Genomic DNA, 18,369 nt, shown 5'->3' on the forward strand with positions numbered 1-18,369 from the left:
TCGCGGTCATCGACCTTTCACCCGCGGAGCGGGCAAGAGGTGCATCCAGCACGGTCGACGACACCTCACCATCGTGCGTTGTCGTCTGATCGACTACAAGCAGGTGTCCGTGCTGCGGGATTGCCGGACAAATGTCCGGACTTCTGGGAAAGCCCAGGTCAGCACGATGCCGTGGGAATTGGGAACCCGGGGGTGAGGCAGCTCTCGCCTTTCGTCCTGCAGCAAGGTGGCTTTGCTCCGGTAATACCGCAGCAAAGCCACCTTACTGCGGTTCGGGAGCCGCGCTGTCAGGCCGTCAGGTCGTGGGCGAATGCCGGGACCGCCCGCGAGTCGTACCGCGCCAGGATCGCCCGCGCGACGTCCGGATCGGGCCCGAGGGGGCCGGCGACGGGAGCGGCCGCGGCGGTGGCGTCCCGCACGATCCGGTCGGGCAGCAGCCCCGGCGCGAGGATCCATTGCCCGACGACCACCCGCTCGGCGCCGCGGGCGCGGAGCGCGGCCACCGCCTCGGGCACGCTGGGCGTGGTCGTCGCGAAGGCGGCGCTGCCGCCGTGCCACCCGAAACGGCGGGTCCACCCCGCGACCACGTCGCCGACGGCGGCGTTCGCCGGTGGGTGCGAGGACCCGATCGCCGCGAGCACGACCCCGAGGCCGCGATCGTTCAGCGGTCCGGCGACGGCGGCGAGGCGGCGCAGCGCGGCCGTCGCCAGGCCGGTGTGCCCGCCGAGCACGGGGCTGATCGTGATGTCGAGGCCGGGCAGCCGGGCGGCGGCCTGCGTGACCGCGCCCGGGACGTCGACGCTCGCGTGGAAGGCGTGCCCGAGCAGCAGCGGCACGACCACCGCGGACCGGTGGCCGTCGGCCGCCACCGCGTCGAGGACTTCGGGTAGCCGCGGCGCGGACAGGTCGAGGAAGGACAGGCGCACGTCCAGCCCCGGCCGCTCCCGGCGGACCTCGTCCACGAGCGCGGCCACCGTGGCGGCCGAGCGCGGGTCGCGGCTGCCGTGTGCGACGGCGACGAGCGCCGGGTTGCCGAACATGCCCTACCGAGCCACCGCGAGCGGCGTGCCCACCAGCCCCGCCGCGAGTGTGTTGCCGGTGGGCGGGTCGATCAGCAGGAAGCTGCCGGTGGCGCGGATGTCGGCGTACTCGTCGACGGGCAGCGGGTCCGCCGTGCGCAGCGACGCGTGCGCGATGTCGTTGATCCCCAGCTCCTCGGGCGCGGGCTCCCAGGTGGGGATCTCGGAGTCGAGCGACAGCCGCTCGCCCACGGCGCCGACGATCACCGGTGTGGTGCGGGTGCCGTGCTTGAGCAGCAGCCGGGCTCCGGGGCGCAGCGGCTTCTCGGCGAGCCAGCAGAGGGTGGCCTCCAGCTCGTCGGTGAGGCGCGGCGGCGCGGCGGCCGACGCGAGCACGTCGCCGCGCGAGATGTCGATGTCGTCGGCGAGCAGCACGGTGACGCTGCGGCCCGCGGTGCCGGCCTCGAGGGGCCCGTCGGCGGTCTCGACGGCGGCCACCGTGGTGCGGGCGCCGCCGGGCAGCACGACGACCTCGTCGCCGCGCTCGACCGTGCCGGCCGCGATCTGGCCTGCGTAGCCGCGGTAGTCGTGCAGGTCGCCGCGCGCAGCGCCAGCGGAGCGCGCATCGGCACCGTTGCGGGGACGGATCACGTACTGCACCGGCATGCGGAACGGCGCGTTCACCTCGGGGCCGGTGACCGGCACCGACTCCAGGTGACCGAGCAGCGTGGGCCCGTCGTACCAGGGGGTGCGCTCGGAGCGCTCCACGACGTTGTCGCCGACGAGCGCCGAGACCGGGATCGTGACGACCGCGTCGTCGGCGAAACCGAGCGAGCGGGCCAGGCCGGCGAATTCCTTCGCGATCGCCGCGAGCACCGCCTCGTCGTAGTCGACGAGGTCGATCTTGTTGATGGCGAGCACGAGCCGCGGGACGCGCAGCAGCGCGAGCACGGCGGCGTGCCGGCGGGTCTGCTCCACCACCCCGTTGCGGGCGTCGACGAGCAGCACGGCGAGCTCTGCCGTGGACGCGCCGGTGACCGTGTTGCGGGTGTACTGCACGTGGCCGGGGGTGTCGGCGAGCACGAACTCGCGCTTCGGCGTGCCGAAGTAGCGGTACGCGACGTCGATCGTGATGCCCTGCTCGCGCTCGGCGCGCAGCCCGTCGACCAGCAGGGACAGGTCGGGCGTTGCCAGGCCCTTGTCGACCGACGCGCGCTGCACGGCCTCGATCTGGTCGGCCAGCACCGACTTGGTGTCGTAGAGCAATCGCCCGACCAGCGTGGACTTGCCGTCGTCCACGCTGCCCGCCGTGGCGAAGCGGAGGAGGTCCTTGCTCATCTCAGAAGTAGCCCTCGCGCTTCCGGTCTTCCATCGCGGCCTCCGACAGCCGGTCGTCGGCGCGAGTGGCGCCGCGCTCGGTGAGCCGGGAGGCCATGACCTCGGCGATGACCTCGTCGAGGGTGGTGGCGGTGGACTCGACCGCGCCGGTGCACGAGCCGTCGCCGACGGTGCGGTAGCGCACCGACTTCTTCTCGAGCGTCTCGGTGCCGCGGGGCCCGCCCCACGGGCCTTCGGCGAGCCACATCCCGTCGCGCCGGAACACCTCGCGCTGGTGCGCGAAGTAGATCGGGGGCAGCTCGATGCTCTCGCGCTGGATGTAGCGCCAGACGTCCAGCTCGGTCCAGTTGGAGATCGGGAACACGCGCACGTGCTCACCGGGGGCGTGCCGGCCGTTGTAGAGGTTCCACAGCTCGGGGCGCTGCTTGCGCGGGTCCCAGCGGCCGAACGCGTCGCGCAGCGACATGATCCGTTCCTTGGCCCGCGCCCGCTCCTCGTCGCGGCGCCCGCCGCCGAAGACGGCGTCGAAGCGGTGCTCGTTGATCGAGTCCAGCAGCGGGACGGTCTGCAGCGGGTTGCGGGTGCCGTCCGGGCGCTCGGTGAGGCGGCCGTCGTCGATCCAGTCCTGGACGTGCGCGACCTCGAGACGCAGCCCCAGCCGCTCGACGAGCCGGTCCCGGAAGTCGATGACCTCCGGGTAGTTGTGCCCGGTGTCGACGTGCAGCAGGGGGAACGGCACCGGCGCGGGCGCGAATGCCTTGACGGCGAGGTGCACCAGCAGCGTGGAGTCCTTGCCGCCGGAGAAGAGGATCACGGGGCGGTCGAACTCACCCGCGACCTCGCGGAAGATGTGGATGGCCTCGCTCTCGAGGGCGTCCAGCGCGTCCAGCGCCGGTGCCACAGCGGGCGTCATCGGAAGGGTCGCGGTCATTCTGCCTCCAATGGTGATCGCGCAAGCTCGATCACGTGTGCAGCCCGCACTCGATCTTGCCCGTGCCCGCCCATCGCCCGGAGCGCTTGTCGGCGCCCGGGGCCGGCTTCGCCGTGCACGGCGCGCAGCCGATCGACGGGTAGCCCTCGGCGACCAGCGGGTTCACCAGCACGTTGTGCTCGGCGATGTAGGCATCCATCTCCTCGTCGGTCCACGCGGCGATCGGGTTGATCTTCACGAGGCCGAACTTCTCGTCGTAGGTGACGAGGGGCGTGTTCGCCCTGGTCGGCGCCTCGACCCGGCGCACGCCCGTGACCCAGGCGTCGTAGCGCGCCAGGGTGTTCTGCAGTGGCGCGACCTTGCGCAGCGCGCAGCACTGGTTCGGGTCGCGGGCGAACAGGTCCTTGCCCAGCAGGGAGTCCTGCTCGGCGACCGTGTGCTCCGGCGTCGCGTTGACGATCCGCACGTCGTACACGGTCTCGACGGCGTCGCGGGTGCCGATCGTCTCGGCGAAGTGGTAGCCGGTGTCGAGGAACAGCACGTCGACGCCGGGGCGGGCCTTGGCCGCCAGCTCGACGAGCACCGCGTCCTGCATGTTCGACGCGACGATCATCCGGTTGCCGAACGTCTCGGCCGCCCAGGCGAGCACCTGCTGCGCCGTGGCGTCCGGGCCGAGCTCTTCCGAGCCGCGCTCGGCGAGCGCGCGCAAATCGACTTCCGTGGCCACGCTCATCGAGAGACCTCCGGGACTCCGATACCGATCATCTTCAGCGAGAAGGTGCGCAGGCAGGCCGCGCAGTACCAGGCGCCGTGCGAGGCCTCCGACGGGCGCAGGTCCTCGTCGCCGCAGTACGGGCAGTAGAAGGGGACGGCGCGCTCACTCATTTGAGATCCGCCTCCTCGGCCCGCAGCACCCACTGGGCGAACCGCTCGCCGTCGGTGCGCTGCTCCACGAACCGGCGCACCACGCGCTCGACGTACTCGCCCAGCTCGGCGCTGGTGACCTTCAGGCCGCGCAGCTTGCGGCCGAACCCGGCGTCGAGGCCGAGGCCGCCGCCCAGGTGCACCTGGAAACCCTCGACCTGGTTGCCGTCGGCGTCGGTGACGATCTGGCCCTTGAGCCCGATGTCGGCCACCTGGGTGCGGGCGCAGGCGTTGGGGCAGCCGTTGAGGTGGATCGAGATCGGCACGTCCGGGCTGACGTCGGCGAGGCGCTGCTCGAGGTCCTCCACCAGCCGGATCGCCCGCTCCTTCGTCTCGACGATCGCGAGCTTGCAGAACTCGATCCCGGTGCACGCCATCGTCGACCGGCGCCACGGCGACGGGTCGACCTGCAGCCCCAGCCCCGCGAGCTCGGCGGACAGCGACTCGACGTTCTCGTCGGGGACGTCCAGGACGAGCACCTTCTGGTACGGCGTGAGCCGCACCCGCTGCGACCCCGCCGTTTCGGCGGCTTTGGCGAGCGCCACGAGCGTGGAGCCGGAGACGCGGCCGGACGCGGGCGCCGCGCCCACGTAGTTGAGGCCGTCCTTCTGCTTGTGCACGCCGACGTGGTCGATCGTGAGCTCGGGGATCGCGGGCGCGGGACCGTCGGCCAGTTTCCGGCCGAGGTACTCCTCCTCCAGCACCCGGCGGAACTCCTCGGCGCCCCAGTCCGCGACCAGGAACTTCAAGCGGGCGCGGTGGCGCAGGCGCCGGTAGCCGTAGTCCCGGAAGATCGAGACGACGCCGGCCCACACCTCGGGCACGTCCGCGAGCGGCACCCAGGCGCCCAGCCGCTGCGCGAGCTTCGGGTTGGTGGACAGGCCGCCACCGACCCACAGGTCGAAGCCGGGGCCGTGCTCGGGGTGCTCGACGCCGACGAACGAGACGTCGTTCACCTCGTGGGCGATGTCCTGCAGGCCGGAGATCGCGGTCTTGAACTTGCGCGGCAGGTTGGAGAACTCCGGGCTGCCGATGTAGCGGTCGAGGATCTCCCGGACCGCCGGGTCGCCGTCGAGGACCTCGTCGGCCGCGATGCCCGCCACCGGCGAGCCGAGGATGACGCGCGGCGTGTCCCCGCAGGCCTCGGTGGTGCGCAGCCCGACGGCCTCCAGCTTCTGCCAGATCGCCGGGACGTCCTCGATCTCGACCCAGTGGTACTGGATGTTCTGCCGGTCGGTGATGTCCGCGGTGTCGCGGGCGTGGTCCTGGCTGATCTCGCCGACCACCCGGAGCTGGTCGGTGGACAGGGCCCCGCCGTCGATCCGGACGCGGAGCATGAAGTAGCGGTCCTCGAGCTCCTCGGGCTCGAGCGCCGCGGTGCGGCCGCCGTCGATGCCCGCCTTGCGCTGGGTGTAGAGGCCCCACCAGCGGAAGCGGCCGCGCAGGTCGGCCGGGTCGATTGAGTCGAAGCCGCGCTTCGCGTAGATGTTCTCGATCCGCGCGCGGACGTTGAGGCCGTCGTCGTCGCGCTTGCTGCGTTCGTTGGGGTTGAGCGGCTCGCGGTAGCCCAGCTTCCACTGGCCTTCGCCGCGCTTGCGCTTCACGGGCTGCTTCACGGGCAGGGTGGGGGGCAAGGCTGTGCCTCCGGATCGCAGCACGGCCGCGCCGCGCAGCAGTGGCGGCATGGCTCGGAGCTGAGGTGGTGGGGTCGGGGGGCGCGAGATCAGCGAGACCGACAGAGCGCGCTGCTCACCCGGCGCAGATCCACGTGGCGACGAGCCACGAGTCGCAGGGCCAGCGCATGCATACCGGTAAGGGTGCCACTTGTCCGGTCCACGATCCATCGGCGTCCGCATGCTGGGAGCGGGCTCACAGCGGAGGGGAAACGCGCGATGCCTCCCGCACGACCTCCAACCCCGACACGGGCAGGGGGCGCGATGGGTCGGATCGCGGTGCGGGCTGCGGCGCTCTTCGACGGCGCGGCATCTCTCGGGGAACCGGTCGTACTCATCTCGGACGGGTGCGTCGTCGACGTCGCGTGCGGCCCGCGGGCGAGCGTCCCGGCCGACGCCGAGCTCGTGGAGCTACCCGGCGCCACGCTGCTGCCCGGGCTGGTCGACACCCACGTCCACCTCGCGTTCGACGCCGGCCGGGACCCGGTGGGCGCGCTCGTCGCCCGCGCCGACGACGCGTTGCTCGCCACGATGGCCGACGCCGCCCGGGCCCAGCTGCGGGCCGGCGTGACCACCGTGCGCGACCTCGGCGACCGTGGCTACCTCGCGCTCGGGCTGCGTGACGGCGCGGTACCCGGCCCGTTGCCGACGATCGTCGCCGCCGGCCCGCCGATCACCACCCCCGGTGGGCACTGCCACTTCCTCGGCGGCGAGGCCACGGGCGTCGACGGCGTGCGGGCCGCGGTGCGGGAGCGGGCGGAGCGAGGCGTCGACGTCGTCAAGGTGATGGCCAGCGGCGGGGAGCTGACGCCCGGCTCGGTGGCGTGCGAGCCGCAGTTCACGCCCGACGAGCTGCGGGCGCTCGTGGACGAGGCGCACCGGTGCGGCCTGCCCGTCACGGCCCACTCCCACGCGCTGGACGGCATCCGGAACGCGGTGGCCGCGGGGTTCGACGGGATCGAGCACTGCGGCTTCCGCACCGCCGACGGCGTGGAGGTGGATCCGGACCTCGTGGCCGCACTGGCTCGGCAGCGCGTCGCAGTGGGTTTCACCGGCGGGATCGCGCCGTCGGATGTCCCGCCGCCACCGCAGATCCGGCGGCTGTTGCCCGCCTTCGGCGCGCTGTACTCGCGGATGTGGCAGGAAGGGGTGCTGATCGTCCTCGGCACGGACGCCGGGATCGGACCGAGCAAGCCGCACCCGACCCTCCCGTACGCGGCCGCGCACCTCGCGTCGCTCGGGGTCCCGGCGCTCGACGTGCTGCGCACCTGCACCGCGACCGCGGCGCAGGTCTGCGGGCTCGGCGAGCGGAAGGGCCGGATCGCGCCGGGCTACGACGCCGACCTGGTGGCCGTCCCCGGCGACCCGCTCGCCGACCTCGCCGTGCTGCACGAACCCCTGGCCGTCTTCGTCCGCGGCGAGCGCATCCGCTGAGGTGGCAGACTGGTCGTCCGTGCCGCCCTTCGGGATCTACGTCCACGTGCCGTTCTGCGCGGCCCGCTGCGGCTACTGCGACTTCAACACCTACACGGCCTCCGAGCTGGCCGGGTCGGGCGCGTCCCCGGACGGGTGGCTCGCGGCCGTGCGGCAGGAGCTCGACCTCGCCGTCCGCACGGTCGGACGGCGGCCGGTCGACACCGTGTTCGTCGGCGGTGGCACGCCCTCCTTGATCGGGGCGGGCCGGCTCGGCGAGGTGCTCGCCGCCGTCCGGGACGCGTTCGGGCTCGCGCCGGGTGCGGAGGTCACCACCGAGTCCAACCCCGAGTCGACGTCGCCCGAGTTCTTCGCGGAGCTGGCGGCGGCCGGGTTCACCCGGGTGTCGCTGGGCATGCAGTCGGCCGCGCCGCACGTGCTGCGCGTGCTGGAGCGGCGCCACACCCCGGGGCGGGCGGTGGCGGCGGCCCGGGAGGCGCGCGCGGCCGGTATCGGGCACGTGAACCTGGACCTGATCTACGCGACGCCCGGCGAGACCGACGACGACCTGCGGGCGTCCCTCGACGCGGTGCTCGACGCCGGGGTCGACCACGTCTCCGCGTACTCCCTCATCGTCGAGGACGGCACCGCGCTCGCCCGCCGCGTGGCCCGCGGCGAGCTCCCCGCGCCCGACGACGACGTCGCCGCCGCCCGCTACGAGCTGATCGACGACCGGCTCACGGCGGCCGGCTTCGACTGGTACGAGGTGTCCAACTGGGCGTCGTCGCCCGGCGCGGTGTGCCGGCACAACATCGGCTACTGGCGCGACGGCGACTGGTGGGGCCTCGGCCCGGGCGCCCACTCCCACCTCGCCGGCGTGCGGTGGTGGAACGTCAAGCACCCGGCCCGGTACGCGGCGCTCCTGGGCGAGGGGGAGTCCCCGGAGGCCGACCGCGAGCTCCTGACCGGCGCCGAGCGGCACACCGAGCGGGTGATGCTGCAGCTGCGGCTCGCGAGCGGCCTCCCGCTCGCCCTCCTCGACGGCCCGGGCGCCGCGGCCGCCACCCGAGCCGCGGACGACGGCCTGCTCGACCCGCCGGCGCTGGCCGCGGGCCGTGCGGTGCTCACGCGGCGGGGCCGCCTGCTCGCCGACCGGGTCGTGCAGCAGCTGGTGGCCGCGGCGTCGGTCTGACGCGGCCCGCCGGTCGCACACCCACTTCGGTGGCCGCACATGAACTGCAGTTCGTGTGTGAGCACCGGTGTTGGTGCGTCAGCACCGGGGCCGCGCCATTCACCGGAATGGCCCAACGAAAATGTCCGCGCTTCACGTCCACATCAACGGAATGTCGAGAGACTCCGGCGCCGTGGCAGGTACCCCCACGACGAACCGGCGCACGATCGCGATCGTGGCGATTGCGCTCGGAGCGATCGTCCTCCTCGTCGCCCTCGTGATCGTCGCGACGACGGGGGGACCGACGAGCCCGTCCGACGAGCCCGGCGCCGGAGCGCGGCAGATGTACGTGAGCCCGACCGGCAGCGACGGCGGTGACGGGTCGCAGGCCGCGCCGCTGCGGACGATCCAGGCCGCGCTGGACGACGCGGAGGCGGGCACCGTGATCAACCTTGCGCCCGGCGAGTACCGCGAGCAGCCGACGACCCAGCGCGACGGGGACCCGGGCGCGCCGATCGTCATCCGCGGCCCGGAGAACGGCAAGGACCCGTCGGGGCGCCACCAGGCCGTGCTGTACGGCACGGGCCGCATCTTCAACATCGACCACAGCTACTACACGCTCGAGGGGTTCACGATCGACGGGCAGGAGGGCCTGGCCGCCGATCAGCTGCCGACCGATCTCGCCGCCGTGGACGCGTTCAAGAGCGGCGCGCAGACGCAGATCAAGGACAGCAAGCTCATCTACATCGGGTCGGCGGACACGGCCCAGGACATCACCGGCATCACGATCCGGAACATGTTCCTCACGGAGGCGGGCACGGAATGTGTGCGCTTGCGCAACAATGCGACCGGCAACACGATCGCCGACTCGGTGATCCAGTACTGCGGCCTGTTCGGCAAGAAGAGCGACGACGATGACGACGGCGGCCGGTTCGAGTTCCACAACGGCGAGGGCGTCTACATCGGCACCAGCCCGAAGTCCGACAACCAGCCGATGGCCGAGAACGACACGAGCTCCGGCAACCAGGTCACCGGCAACACCATCCGCACGTTCGGCTCCGAGTGCTTCAACGTCAAGGAGAACGCGCACGACAACGTGTTCGAGAACAACGAGTGCTCGGGCAACACGGAGCCCCGCGAGTTCAACGGCAGCAACGTCGAGCTGCGCGGCCATGGCAACGTCGTGCGCGGCAACGTGATCGCCGACAGCGCCGGCTGGAACGTGAAGATCCAGAGTGACGACGAGGACGACTACGACAACGGCGGGAACATCGTCGAGAACAACACCCTCTCCGGTGCCGCGGCCGAAGCGGTGCGCATCGGCTCGGCCGCCCCGCAGGGGCCGTTCTGCGGGAACCGGGTCACGGTGGCGGCGGCCACGCCGGTGGACGGGCCGTCGCCCGGCGACATCACGGCGCCGTGCCCGTGAGGCCCCCCGGCTGCTGATCCGCCGGGTCGCTGCGGGTGGCCGCGATCACGGCGCTGAGCTCGGTGTGCAGTCGTTCCAGGTCGGCCAGCGGTAGGCCGAGCCGCTCCACCACGGCCGGCGGGATCCGCTCCGCCTCGGCGCGCAGGGCCCTGCCCCGCTCGGTGAGGGTCACCGCCAGCGTTCGCTCGTTGCCCCGCACCCGTTGCCGGGACACCATGCCGGCCACCTCCAGCCGCTTGAGCAGCGGCGACAGCGTGCCGGGGTCCAGGGACAGCACGGTGGCCAGATCGCTGAGCGAGCGCGGCGAGCGCTCCCAGAGAGCGAGCATCACCAGGTACTGCGGGTGGGTGAGTCCCATCGGCTCGAGCAGCGCCCGGTAGAGCGCGATGACGTTGCGCGCCGCCACGGCGAGCGCGAAGCAGACCTGGCGGTCCAGGCGCAGGAGGTCGGCCGCGTGGGGGTCCTCACGGTTCGGTTCGGCAGCCACGGGCCCAGGGTACGATACTTGGGACACCAAGAGTTGGGGTGATAAACGTGGCCCTGCGCCGCCCCGGCCCGCTGCGCTGGCTGGCCTACGCCTACGGAGCGGGTCTGCCGCCCGAGTACCGCGAGTGGGTGCTGCACGACGTCACCGCCCGCACTCGGCACCTGCGGCACTTCGCGCGCGCGGTCGCCCAGCTGGCGCCGCTGCTCGTGGTGGTCTACCTGCTCCTGCCCGGCCCGGCGTGGGTGCGGGGCTGTGCGGTACTGGGCGGCGCCCTGATCGGACTCTTCTACTCGATGGTCTACGTGGACGAGTCGGCCGAGCACCGCACGCTCAAGGCCGGCTACCCGCGGGGCACCAGCAAGCGCGTGCGTGACGAGGCCGACGCGGAGGGGAAGGCCGAGCGCGATCGGCGCTACGCCGAGCAGTGGCGCCGGGACGAGTGAGGCCGTCAGGCCGGTGACACGCGGGTCCAGAAGTCGCTGAACTCGACCGTGTCGAAGAAGGCGATCACCTCGACGATCTCGGCACCGGCCATCCGCATGTACCAGGTGTAGGTGTTCTCGTACGGCTCGCCGTCGCGTGCGGTGGCCGACGCGTCGAAGAGCGCGATCACCCAGTCCCCGTCGGCGTAGAGCGAGCGGACGGCCGGCCGGAGCGGGACCTGCAGGCGGGCGTTGAAGGGGTCGATGACGACGTCAAGGAACTCCTGGCGACTGCCGTAGGTCCGGGACACCGGGCTGTTGCCGACGATCGTCCAGGTGGCGTCGTCGGCGAGGAGCGCGAACGGCCCGCCGGTGCCCGCGGCCCACTCGTCGAAGGCCGCCCGGACGCGGTCCTTGTTCGCCTGCTCGGCAGCGAGGTCACGGTCGCCCACTGGGTCCTCCGGAGTCACGAGACGGGCGCGGTCTGCGCCAACCGTTCCCCGTGACAGTAGATGTTCATCCGCCCGTCGCGGACGAACCCGGCCACGGTGAGTCCCGTCTCGGCGGCGAGCTCGACCGCCAGCGAGGAGGGGGCGGAGACGGCGGCGAGCACCGGAACGCCGGCCATGACGGCCTTCTGCGCCAGCTCGAACGACGCCCGCCCGGACACGACGAGCACGCACCCCCGGGCCGGCACCCGGCCCTGCATGAGGGCCCAGCCCAGCACCTTGTCGACGGCGTTGTGCCGCCCGACGTCCTCGCGCACTACCAGCGGCTCGCCCGCCGCGGTGAACAGGCCCGCCGCGTGCAGCCCGCCGGTGCTGTCGAACACGCGCTGCTGCTCCCGGAGGACGTCCGGCAGGGTGGCGAGCACCTCCGGCGCCACCCGCACCGGGTCGTCCGCGGGGGAGTACCGCGTGCGCAGGCGCACCGCGTCGAGCGACGCCTTGCCGCACACCCCGCACGAGGACGTCGTGTAGAAGTTGCGCTCCACTCCCGTGGCGGGCGGTGGTACGCCCTCGGCGAGCCGGATGTCGAGCACGTTGTAGGTGTTGCGGCCGTCCTCGTCGAGCGAGCCGCAGTACCGGGCGTCGCGGATGTCGGTGGCGGCGCCGATGACGCCCTCGGTCAGCAGGAAGCCGTGCGCCAGCTCCACGTCGTGGCCGGGCGTCCGCATCGTGACGGCGAGGGCGCGGCCGTCGATGCGCAGCTCGAGGGGCTCCTCGACGGCGAGGGCATCCGCACGCCGGGTGCTGCCCTCGGGGCCGAGCCGCAGTACCGGACGGCGGGCGATCAGACGGCCCATGGGCGTGCTCCGGGATCGAGGGGGAGGAGGCGGGCGGCGATCGCGTCCGCCGGTCCCGGGTCTACCACCGCGAAGGCGTCGGCGGCGGCCGCGCCGCGGAGCATCGCCGAGCCGCTGTGGCCCACCGGCACGGCGCCGGACGGCTCGACGACCACCGGCACCAGGCGCGTGTGCAGGGGGTGCCGCCCGATCCCGCCCGGCACCGGCAGCGCCATGAGGGCGGGGAGCGGCTCCCCGCGCAGCCCGGCCAGCGCGGGGACGGCGACGGTCAGGAACGCGGCCAGCGCGGCGAGCGGGTTGCCCGGCAGGCCCACCACGAGGGTGTGGCCCACCCGGGCCAGTGCCTGCGGGTGTCCCGGCCGGCACCGCACGCCGTCGACGAGCAGGTCGGCGTGGAGCTCCGCGAGCACGGCGCGCAGGTGGTCGGCGGGGCCGGACGCGGAGGATCCCGACACCAGTACGACGTCGGTCGACTCCCCGGCCGCCGTGGCCAGCGCGGTGCGCAGGAGCTCGCGGCCGTCCCGGAGCGCGACCGGTGCGGGGTCCTGCCGGGCTCCGGCACGCGCGAGCAACCCGGGGAGCATCGGGCCGATCGCGTCCCGGACCTCGCCGGGGCCGGGCCGCCCCGAGCGGACCAGCTCGTTGCCGGTGACGAGCGTGACGACGCGGGGAAGCGGCCGCACGAGCAGCCGGTCGTGGCCGAGCGCGGCGGCGAGGCCGAGCACCGCGGGGGTCACCCGGGCGCCGGCCGGCAGCACGGCCTCGCCGGCCGCGCACTCCTCGGCCGCGGGCCGGACGTGGCGCCCGGGTGGTGCCGCGCCGCGCAGCAGCGTGCCGTCCCGGACCGCGTCCTCGTCGGCGAGCACGGAGGTGGCGCCGGCCGGCAACGGTGCCCCGGTGACGACGGCGCAGGCCTCCCCATCGGCCAGGGTGCCGGGGCCGCTCCGGATCGTCCACGGAGGAGCCCCGCGCACCGCGTAGCCGTCCATCGCCGAGCGCGGCACCGGCGGGTGGTCGGTCACCGCGACGAGGGGGGCGGCGAGCACCGTGCCGTCGGCGTCCGCGATGCCGACCTCGCGGGGCGGGAGCGCGGTGGCCGCCGCGTGCGCGACCTCCCGGGCCGCGTCCCACGCGAGGCTGCCCGCGTCGACGGCCGGGTGGCGGACGTGCGCGCTGGTCACGGCACGGCCGCCGGGTCGAGCAGCTCCGCGGCCCGCAGGGCGACGGGGTCGAGCCCGTCGCCCCCCGCAGCGAGGTGCGCGAGCAGCGCGGCGCGCATCCGGGGATCCCAGAACGCGCGCAGGTGGTCGGCGACGGCGCGGGCGGCCGCGTCGGGCCCCAGGTGCGCGAGGTGCACGGCGACGTCGTTGGCCAGCCGGACGTGCGGGGATGAGCCGTCCATCTACTCGCCCGCCACAACGGGGTGTGCGTGCAGCGCCTCGCGCACCGCCGCCTGCTCCGGCGCGACCGCCACCTGCACCGCCGTGACCTTGTACTCCGGGCAGTTGGTGGCCCAGTCGGAGTTCTCGGTGGTCACCACGTTCGCGCCGGTGACCGGGTGGTGGAACGTCGTGTAGCAGACCCCCACCGGCATGCGCTCCGAGAGGACCGCGCGCAGCGTGGTGCGGCCGACCCGGCTGGACAGCACCACCATGTCGCCGTCGTTCACACCGCGCACCTCGGCGTCGTGGGGGTGGAGCTCGAGCAGGTCCTCGGGGTGCCACGCGACGTTGGCCGTGCGGCGCGTCTGCGCGCCGACGTTGTACTGCGTGAGGATCCGGCCCGTGGTGAGGATCAGCGGGTACTTCCGCGTGGATCGCTCCGTGGTGGGCACGTACACCGTCTCCATGAACCTGCCCTTACCCCGCACGAAGCCGTTCATGTGCATGATCGGCGTTCCGTCCGGTGCGGCGTCGTTGCACGGCCACTGCACGCTGCCCACCCGGTCGAGCTGGGCGAACGACACGCCGGCGAACGTCGGCGTGGTGAGCGCGATCTCGTCCATGATCTGGGCGGCCGAGTCGTAGTGCATCGGGTAGCCCATCGCCTGCGCGATCTCGCAGACGATCTCCCACTCCTGCTTGCCGGTCTGCGGCGCCATCACCGGGCGCACCCGGTTGATCCGCCGCTCGGCGTTGATGAACGTGCCGTCCTTCTCCAGGAACGAGGTGCCCGGCAGCAGGACGTGCGCGAACTTCGCCGTCTCGTTGACGAACAGGTCCTGCACGACGAGGAGGTCGAGCGCGGCGAGCGCGGCGTGGACGTGCTGGGTGTTGGGGTCGGACTGGGCGATGTCCTCGCCCTGCACGAACAGCGCCCGGAAGCTGCCGTCGATGGCGGAGTCGAACATGTTCGGGATGCGCAGGCCGGGTTCGGCGAGGATCGGCGTGCCCCACAGCTGCTCGTAGATGCCGCGGACGTCGTCGTCGCCCACGTGCCGGTAGCCGGGCAGCTCGTGCGGGAACGAGCCCATGTCGCAGGACCCCTGCACGTTGTTCTGCCCGCGCAGCGGGTTGACCCCGACGCCCTCGCGGCCGATGTTGCCGGTGGCCATGGCGAGGTTGGCCATCGCCATGACGGTGGTGGAGCCCTGGCTGTGCTCGGTGACGCCGAGTCCGTAGTAGATGGCCCCGTTGCCGGCCCCCGCGTAGAGGCGGGCGGCCGCGCGCAGCTCCTCGGCGGGGACGCCGGTGATCTCGGCGACGGCGTCCGGGCTGTGCTCCGGGCGGGCGACGAACGCCTCCCACTCGGCCACCTCCTCGCAGCGCTCCTCCACGAACCCGCGGTCGACGAGGCCCTCCGTGACGATCACGTGCGCCATCGCGTTCAGGACGGCGACGTTCGTGCCGGGCCGCAGCGAGAGGTGGTGGGCGGCCTCGATGTGCGGGGTGCGGACGAGGTCGATCCGCCGCGGGTCGACGACGATCAGCTTCGCGCCCTGCCGCAGCCGCCGCTTCATGCGCGACGCGAAGACCGGGTGCGCGTCGGTCGGGTTCGCCCCGATCAGCAGGATGACGTCGGCCTTCCCGACGGACTTGAAGTCCTGGGTCCCGGCGGACGTGCCGAAGGTCTGCTTGAGCCCGTAGCCGGTGGGGGAGTGGCACACCCGGGCGCAGGTGTCGACGTTGTTGTTGCCGAAGACGGCCCGCACCATCTTCTGGACGGCGTAGACCTCCTCGTTCGTGGTGCGGGACGAGGTGATGGCGCCGATCGATCCGGCACCGTGCTCGGCCTGGATCTCGCGCAGCCTGCGCGCGGTGAACCCGATGGCCTCCTCCCACGAGACCTCGCGCCACTCGTCGGCGATCGACTCGCGCAGCATCGGCTTCATGACCCGGTCCGGGTGGTTCGCGTAGCCGAACGCGAACCGGCCCTTGACGCAGGAGTGGCCCTCGTTGGCGCCGCCGTCCTTGTACGGCACCATCCGCACGAGCTCGTCGCCGCGCAGCTCCGCCTTGAACGAACAGCCGACGCCGCAGTACGCGCAGGTGGTGATCACGCTGCGGGTCGGCATCCCGAGCTCGACGACCGACTTCTCCTGCAGCGTGGCGGTGGGGCAGGCCTGGACGCACGCGCCGCAGGAGACGCAGTCGGACTCCATGAACGGCACGCCCGCGCCCGCGGCGACCTTGGAGTCGAACCCGCGGCCCTCGATCGTCAGCGCGATCGTGCCCTGCACCTCGTCACAGGCCCGGACGCAGCGCGAGCAGGCGATGCACTTGGACGCGTCGAAGTCGAAGTAGGGGTTCGAGGTGTCCTTGAGCAGGTCCATGTGGTTCGCGCCGGCGTCCACGCCCGAGCCGTAGCGCACCTCGCGCAGCCCGGTGACGCCGGCCATGTCCTGCAGCTCGCAGTCGCCGTTGGCCGAGCAGGTGAGGCAGTCGAGCGGGTGGTCGGAGATGTAGAGCTCCATGACCCCGCGGCGCAGCTTGCCGAGCTTCTCGGTCTGGGTGCGGACCACCATCCCCGGGGCGACCGGGGTGGTGCACGAGGCGGGCGTGCCGCGCGCCCCGTCGATCTCGACGACGCAGAGGCGGCACGAACCGAACGCCTCGAGCGAGTCGGTGGCGCACAGCTTCGGGATGTCGAGGCCGGCCTGCTTGGCCGCGCGCATGACGGACGTGCCGGGCGGCACGGTGACCGCGACCCCGTCGATCGTGACCTCGACCGTGGCCGCGCCCTCGCGGGCCGGCGTCCCGTAGTCGGGTTCCTTGAGCAGGCTCATTTTTCGAAGTCCTCCCCGAAGTGGCGCACCGCGCTGCGCACGGGCATTGGGGTCAGCCCGCCCATGGCGCAGAGCGACCCGTCGGTCATCAGCTCGCACAGGTCCTCGAGCAGCACGAGGTTCTTCTCCCGGTCCTGGCCGGTGCGGATGCGGTCGATCGTCTCGACGCCCCGGACCGCGCCCACCCGGCACGGGGTGCACTTCCCACACGACTCCTCCGCGCAGAAGGAGAAGGCGAAGCGGGCCATCGCGGCCATGTCGACCGTGTCGTCGAAGACGACGATCCCGCCGTGCCCGAGCATCGCCCCGGCCTCGGCGAACGCCTCGTAGTCCATCGGCAGGTCGAACCTCTCCACCGGCAGGTACGCCCCGAGCGGGCCACCCACCTGCACGGCGCGGGCCGGCCGGCCGGACGCGGTGCCGCCGCCGAGGTCGTTCACCAGCTCGCCGAGGGTGATCCCGAACGCGGTCTCGACGATCCCGCCGCGCGCGATGTTGCCGCCGAGCTGGAAGACGCTGGTGCCGCGCGAGCGCCCGACGCCCAGCGCGGCGTAGGACGCCGCGCCGTCGGCGAGGATCGCCGGCACCGAGGCGAGCGAGAGCACGTTGTTGACGACGGTCGGGCGGCCGAAGAGCCCTTCGAGGGCCGGGATGGGCGGTTTGGCCCGGACCTGGCCGCGCTTGCCCTCGAGGCTCTCCAGCATCGAGGTCTCCTCGCCGCAGATGTAGGCGCCCGCCCCGACCCGGACGTGCAGGTCGAAGGTCAGGTCCGAGCCGAGGATCCGCTCGCCGAGCCAGCCGAGTTCCCGGGCGGCCTCGATGGCCGCGGTGAGGGTCTCGATCGCGTCGGGGTACTCGGAGCGCAGGTAGACGTAGCCCTCGGTCGCGCCGACGGCGTGCGCCGCGATCGTCATGCCCTCGATGAGGGTGAACGGGTCGCCCTCGATGAGCATCCGGTCGGCGAACGTTCCGGAGTCGCCCTCGTCGGCGTTGCAGCAGACGAACTTCAGGTCCGACTCGGCACCGAGCACGGTGCGCCACTTGATCCCGGTGGGGAAGCCGGCGCCTCCGCGGCCGCGCAGCCCCGACTCGACGACGGCCTCGACCACGGCCGTCGGGCTGGTCCGCAGCGCCGCCCGGAGCCCGGCGAGGCCGCCGTGGGCCTCGTAGTCGCCGGGCGAGAGCGGGTCGACGACCCCGACGCGCGCGAACGTCACGCGCTGCTGCCGGCGCATCCACGGGAGGTCCTCGACCAGACCCAGGCTCTCGCCCCGCCCGTCGAGGAGCCCCGCGGCGACCAGCCCGTCGACGTCCTCGGGGGCCACCGGCCCGTAGCCCACCCGGCCCGCCGGGGTCTCGACCTCGACGAGGGGTTCCAGCCAGAGCATGCCGCGCGAGCCGGTGCGGACGACCTCGACGTCCCGGCCGGTGGCGGCGATCCGCTCGGCGACGGCGTCGGCCCCCACGGAGCGGGCCGCGGAGTCGCGCGGCACGAACACCGTCGTCATGCGCCCGCCACCTCCCCCAGCAGCGCGTCGAGGCGGGCGGGGCTCACCCGGCCGTGCAGCCTGCCGTCGACCTGCACCGCGGGGCCGAGGGCGCAGTTGCCGAGGCAGAACACCTCGTCGAGGGAGACCGCGCCGTCCGAGGTGGTTTCGCCGAAGCCGACACCGAGCCGGCGGCGGGCGTGCGCGCCGAGCGCCTCCGCCCCGACCGCCTGGCAGGCCTCCGCCTGGCAGATCCGCACGGCGGCGTGCCCGCCGGGTTCGCGCCGGAAGTCGCGGTAGAACGTGACGACGCCGTGCACCTCGGCCACGGCGATGTTGAGCACGTCGGCGATCACCGGTACGTCCGCCGCGTCGACGTGGCCCAGTTCGTGCTGCACGGCGTGCAGGACCGGCAGCAGGGGGCCGCGCAGCTCCCGCAGGCGCGTGGCGATCGCCCGCACCCGGTCGATCCGCAACGCCGCGGGGCCGGGGACATCGGTCTTCATACTGTAGACAGTCACGCTCTGACCTAGGACAGGTCAAA

At 73.1% G+C, this 18,369-nt stretch carries 19 protein-coding genes; 4 read left to right on the forward strand and 15 right to left on the reverse strand.

The window, feature by feature from the left end; genetic code table 11:
- Positions 1-287: 287 nt before the first annotated feature.
- From ABEA81_RS27070 to ABEA81_RS42760, 7 genes are read right to left on the reverse strand one after another with little or no spacing between them, the layout of a single operon-like run.
- Positions 288-1,040 carry a sirohydrochlorin chelatase gene (locus tag ABEA81_RS27070; RefSeq protein ID WP_345608422.1) on the reverse strand — a complete coding sequence of 251 codons (753 nt, stop codon included), beginning with the start codon at positions 1,038-1,040 and terminating at the stop codon, positions 288-290.
- A gap of 3 nt (positions 1,041-1,043) precedes the next feature.
- Positions 1,044-2,357, reverse strand: coding sequence for a sulfate adenylyltransferase subunit 1 (locus ABEA81_RS27075; RefSeq protein ID WP_345608424.1), 1,314 nt, complete (start codon positions 2,355-2,357; stop codon positions 1,044-1,046).
- A gap of 1 nt (position 2,358) precedes the next feature.
- Positions 2,359-3,270: a sulfate adenylyltransferase subunit CysD gene (gene cysD, locus ABEA81_RS27080; RefSeq protein ID WP_345608541.1), complete on the reverse strand. Its 912-nt coding sequence runs from the start codon at positions 3,268-3,270 to the stop codon at positions 2,359-2,361.
- A gap of 49 nt (positions 3,271-3,319) precedes the next feature.
- The gene (locus tag ABEA81_RS27085) at positions 3,320-4,021 is read right to left on the reverse strand and encodes a phosphoadenylyl-sulfate reductase (RefSeq protein WP_345608426.1); all 702 of its coding nucleotides are present in this window, start codon (positions 4,019-4,021) and stop codon (positions 3,320-3,322) included.
- Entirely contained in the window at positions 4,018-4,173 is a 156-nt protein-coding gene (locus ABEA81_RS27090; RefSeq protein ID WP_075952119.1) for a PDDEXK family nuclease, read from the reverse strand. Before ABEA81_RS27090 ends, ABEA81_RS27085 begins: the two co-directional genes overlap by 4 nt.
- Positions 4,170-5,897: a nitrite/sulfite reductase gene (locus ABEA81_RS27095; protein WP_425570670.1), complete on the reverse strand. Its 1,728-nt coding sequence runs from the start codon at positions 5,895-5,897 to the stop codon at positions 4,170-4,172. The genes ABEA81_RS27090 and ABEA81_RS27095 overlap by 4 nt, the downstream gene beginning before the upstream one ends.
- Positions 5,898-5,935: 38 nt before the next feature.
- A complete protein-coding gene (locus ABEA81_RS42760) occupies positions 5,936-6,223 on the reverse strand; it encodes a putative leader peptide (RefSeq protein WP_425570672.1) in 288 nt (95 codons plus the stop codon).
- Here ABEA81_RS42760 and ABEA81_RS27100 point away from each other — a divergent pair.
- From ABEA81_RS27100 to ABEA81_RS27110, 3 genes are all read left to right on the forward strand, one after another.
- Positions 6,150-7,319, forward strand: coding sequence for an amidohydrolase family protein (locus ABEA81_RS27100; protein WP_345608433.1), 1,170 nt, complete (start codon positions 6,150-6,152; stop codon positions 7,317-7,319). The genes ABEA81_RS42760 and ABEA81_RS27100 overlap by 74 nt on opposite strands.
- 19 nt (positions 7,320-7,338) lie before the next feature.
- A complete protein-coding gene (gene hemW / locus ABEA81_RS27105; protein WP_345608435.1) occupies positions 7,339-8,490 on the forward strand; it encodes a radical SAM family heme chaperone HemW in 1,152 nt (383 codons plus the stop codon).
- 172 nt (positions 8,491-8,662) lie between these two features.
- A complete protein-coding gene (locus ABEA81_RS27110; RefSeq protein WP_345608437.1) occupies positions 8,663-9,898 on the forward strand; it encodes a DUF1565 domain-containing protein in 1,236 nt (411 codons plus the stop codon).
- Here the strand turns inward: ABEA81_RS27110 and ABEA81_RS27115 are convergent.
- Entirely contained in the window at positions 9,879-10,385 is a 507-nt protein-coding gene (locus ABEA81_RS27115) for a MarR family winged helix-turn-helix transcriptional regulator (protein ID WP_345608439.1), read from the reverse strand. The two genes, ABEA81_RS27110 and ABEA81_RS27115, sit on opposite strands and share 20 nt — an antisense overlap.
- Positions 10,386-10,432: 47 nt before the next feature.
- Between ABEA81_RS27115 and ABEA81_RS27120 the strand changes: the two genes are divergently transcribed.
- On the forward strand, positions 10,433-10,828 hold the full coding sequence (locus tag ABEA81_RS27120) for a DUF5313 family protein (RefSeq protein WP_345608441.1): 396 nt from the start codon (positions 10,433-10,435) through the stop codon (positions 10,826-10,828).
- Between the two features lie 5 nt (positions 10,829-10,833).
- Here ABEA81_RS27120 and ABEA81_RS27125 read toward each other — a convergent pair whose 3' ends face one another.
- The 7 genes from ABEA81_RS27125 to ABEA81_RS27155 are packed head-to-tail and all read right to left on the reverse strand — an operon-like array spanning position 10,834 to position 18,346.
- Positions 10,834-11,259: a nuclear transport factor 2 family protein gene (locus ABEA81_RS27125; protein WP_345608443.1), complete on the reverse strand. Its 426-nt coding sequence runs from the start codon at positions 11,257-11,259 to the stop codon at positions 10,834-10,836.
- Between the two features lie 14 nt (positions 11,260-11,273).
- Entirely contained in the window at positions 11,274-12,113 is an 840-nt protein-coding gene (fdhD, locus tag ABEA81_RS27130; protein ID WP_345608445.1) for a formate dehydrogenase accessory sulfurtransferase FdhD, read from the reverse strand.
- A complete protein-coding gene (locus ABEA81_RS27135) occupies positions 12,101-13,294 on the reverse strand; it encodes a molybdopterin molybdotransferase MoeA (RefSeq protein WP_345608447.1) in 1,194 nt (397 codons plus the stop codon). Before ABEA81_RS27135 ends, fdhD begins: the two co-directional genes overlap by 13 nt.
- Entirely contained in the window at positions 13,291-13,515 is a 225-nt protein-coding gene (locus ABEA81_RS27140) for a formate dehydrogenase subunit delta (protein ID WP_345608449.1), read from the reverse strand. The genes ABEA81_RS27135 and ABEA81_RS27140 overlap by 4 nt, the downstream gene beginning before the upstream one ends.
- Positions 13,516-16,338, reverse strand: a complete 2,823-nt coding sequence (gene fdhF, locus ABEA81_RS27145) for a formate dehydrogenase subunit alpha (RefSeq protein WP_345608451.1) — start codon at positions 16,336-16,338, stop codon at positions 13,516-13,518. It lies immediately after the preceding gene.
- A complete protein-coding gene (locus ABEA81_RS27150; protein ID WP_345608453.1) occupies positions 16,335-17,846 on the reverse strand; it encodes a formate dehydrogenase beta subunit in 1,512 nt (503 codons plus the stop codon). The genes fdhF and ABEA81_RS27150 overlap by 4 nt, the downstream gene beginning before the upstream one ends.
- Positions 17,843-18,346 (reverse strand): NAD(P)H-dependent oxidoreductase subunit E, encoded by a 504-nt coding sequence (locus tag ABEA81_RS27155; RefSeq protein ID WP_345608455.1) that lies wholly within the window; start codon positions 18,344-18,346, stop codon positions 17,843-17,845. Before ABEA81_RS27155 ends, ABEA81_RS27150 begins: the two co-directional genes overlap by 4 nt.
- Positions 18,347-18,369: the final 23 nt, after the last annotated feature.

The sequence above is a fragment of the Pseudonocardia adelaidensis genome (assembly GCF_039543345.1).
Classification (GTDB): domain Bacteria; phylum Actinomycetota; class Actinomycetes; order Mycobacteriales; family Pseudonocardiaceae; genus Pseudonocardia; species Pseudonocardia adelaidensis.

Coding starts and splice junctions, on each gene's coding strand:
- ABEA81_RS27070 (WP_345608422.1), bottom strand. CDS start 1,040: ATGTTCGGCAACCCGGCGCTCGTCGCCGTCGCACACGGCAGCCGCGAC.
- ABEA81_RS27075 (WP_345608424.1), bottom strand. CDS start 2,357: ATGAGCAAGGACCTCCTCCGCTTCGCCACGGCGGGCAGCGTGGACGAC.
- cysD (WP_345608541.1), bottom strand. CDS start 3,270: ATGACGCCCGCTGTGGCACCGGCGCTGGACGCGCTGGACGCCCTCGAG.
- ABEA81_RS27085 (WP_345608426.1), bottom strand. CDS start 4,021: ATGAGCGTGGCCACGGAAGTCGATTTGCGCGCGCTCGCCGAGCGCGGC.
- ABEA81_RS27090 (WP_075952119.1), bottom strand. CDS start 4,173: ATGAGTGAGCGCGCCGTCCCCTTCTACTGCCCGTACTGCGGCGACGAG.
- ABEA81_RS27095 (WP_425570670.1), bottom strand. CDS start 5,897: ATGCCGCCACTGCTGCGCGGCGCGGCCGTGCTGCGATCCGGAGGCACA.
- ABEA81_RS27100 (WP_345608433.1), top strand. CDS start 6,150: ATGGGTCGGATCGCGGTGCGGGCTGCGGCGCTCTTCGACGGCGCGGCA.
- ABEA81_RS42760 (WP_425570672.1), bottom strand. CDS start 6,223: ATGAGTACGACCGGTTCCCCGAGAGATGCCGCGCCGTCGAAGAGCGCC.
- fdhD (WP_345608445.1), bottom strand. CDS start 12,113: ATGGGCCGTCTGATCGCCCGCCGTCCGGTACTGCGGCTCGGCCCCGAG.
- ABEA81_RS27140 (WP_345608449.1), bottom strand. CDS start 13,515: ATGGACGGCTCATCCCCGCACGTCCGGCTGGCCAACGACGTCGCCGTG.
- fdhF (WP_345608451.1), bottom strand. CDS start 16,338: ATGAGCCTGCTCAAGGAACCCGACTACGGGACGCCGGCCCGCGAGGGC.
- ABEA81_RS27150 (WP_345608453.1), bottom strand. CDS start 17,846: ATGACGACGGTGTTCGTGCCGCGCGACTCCGCGGCCCGCTCCGTGGGG.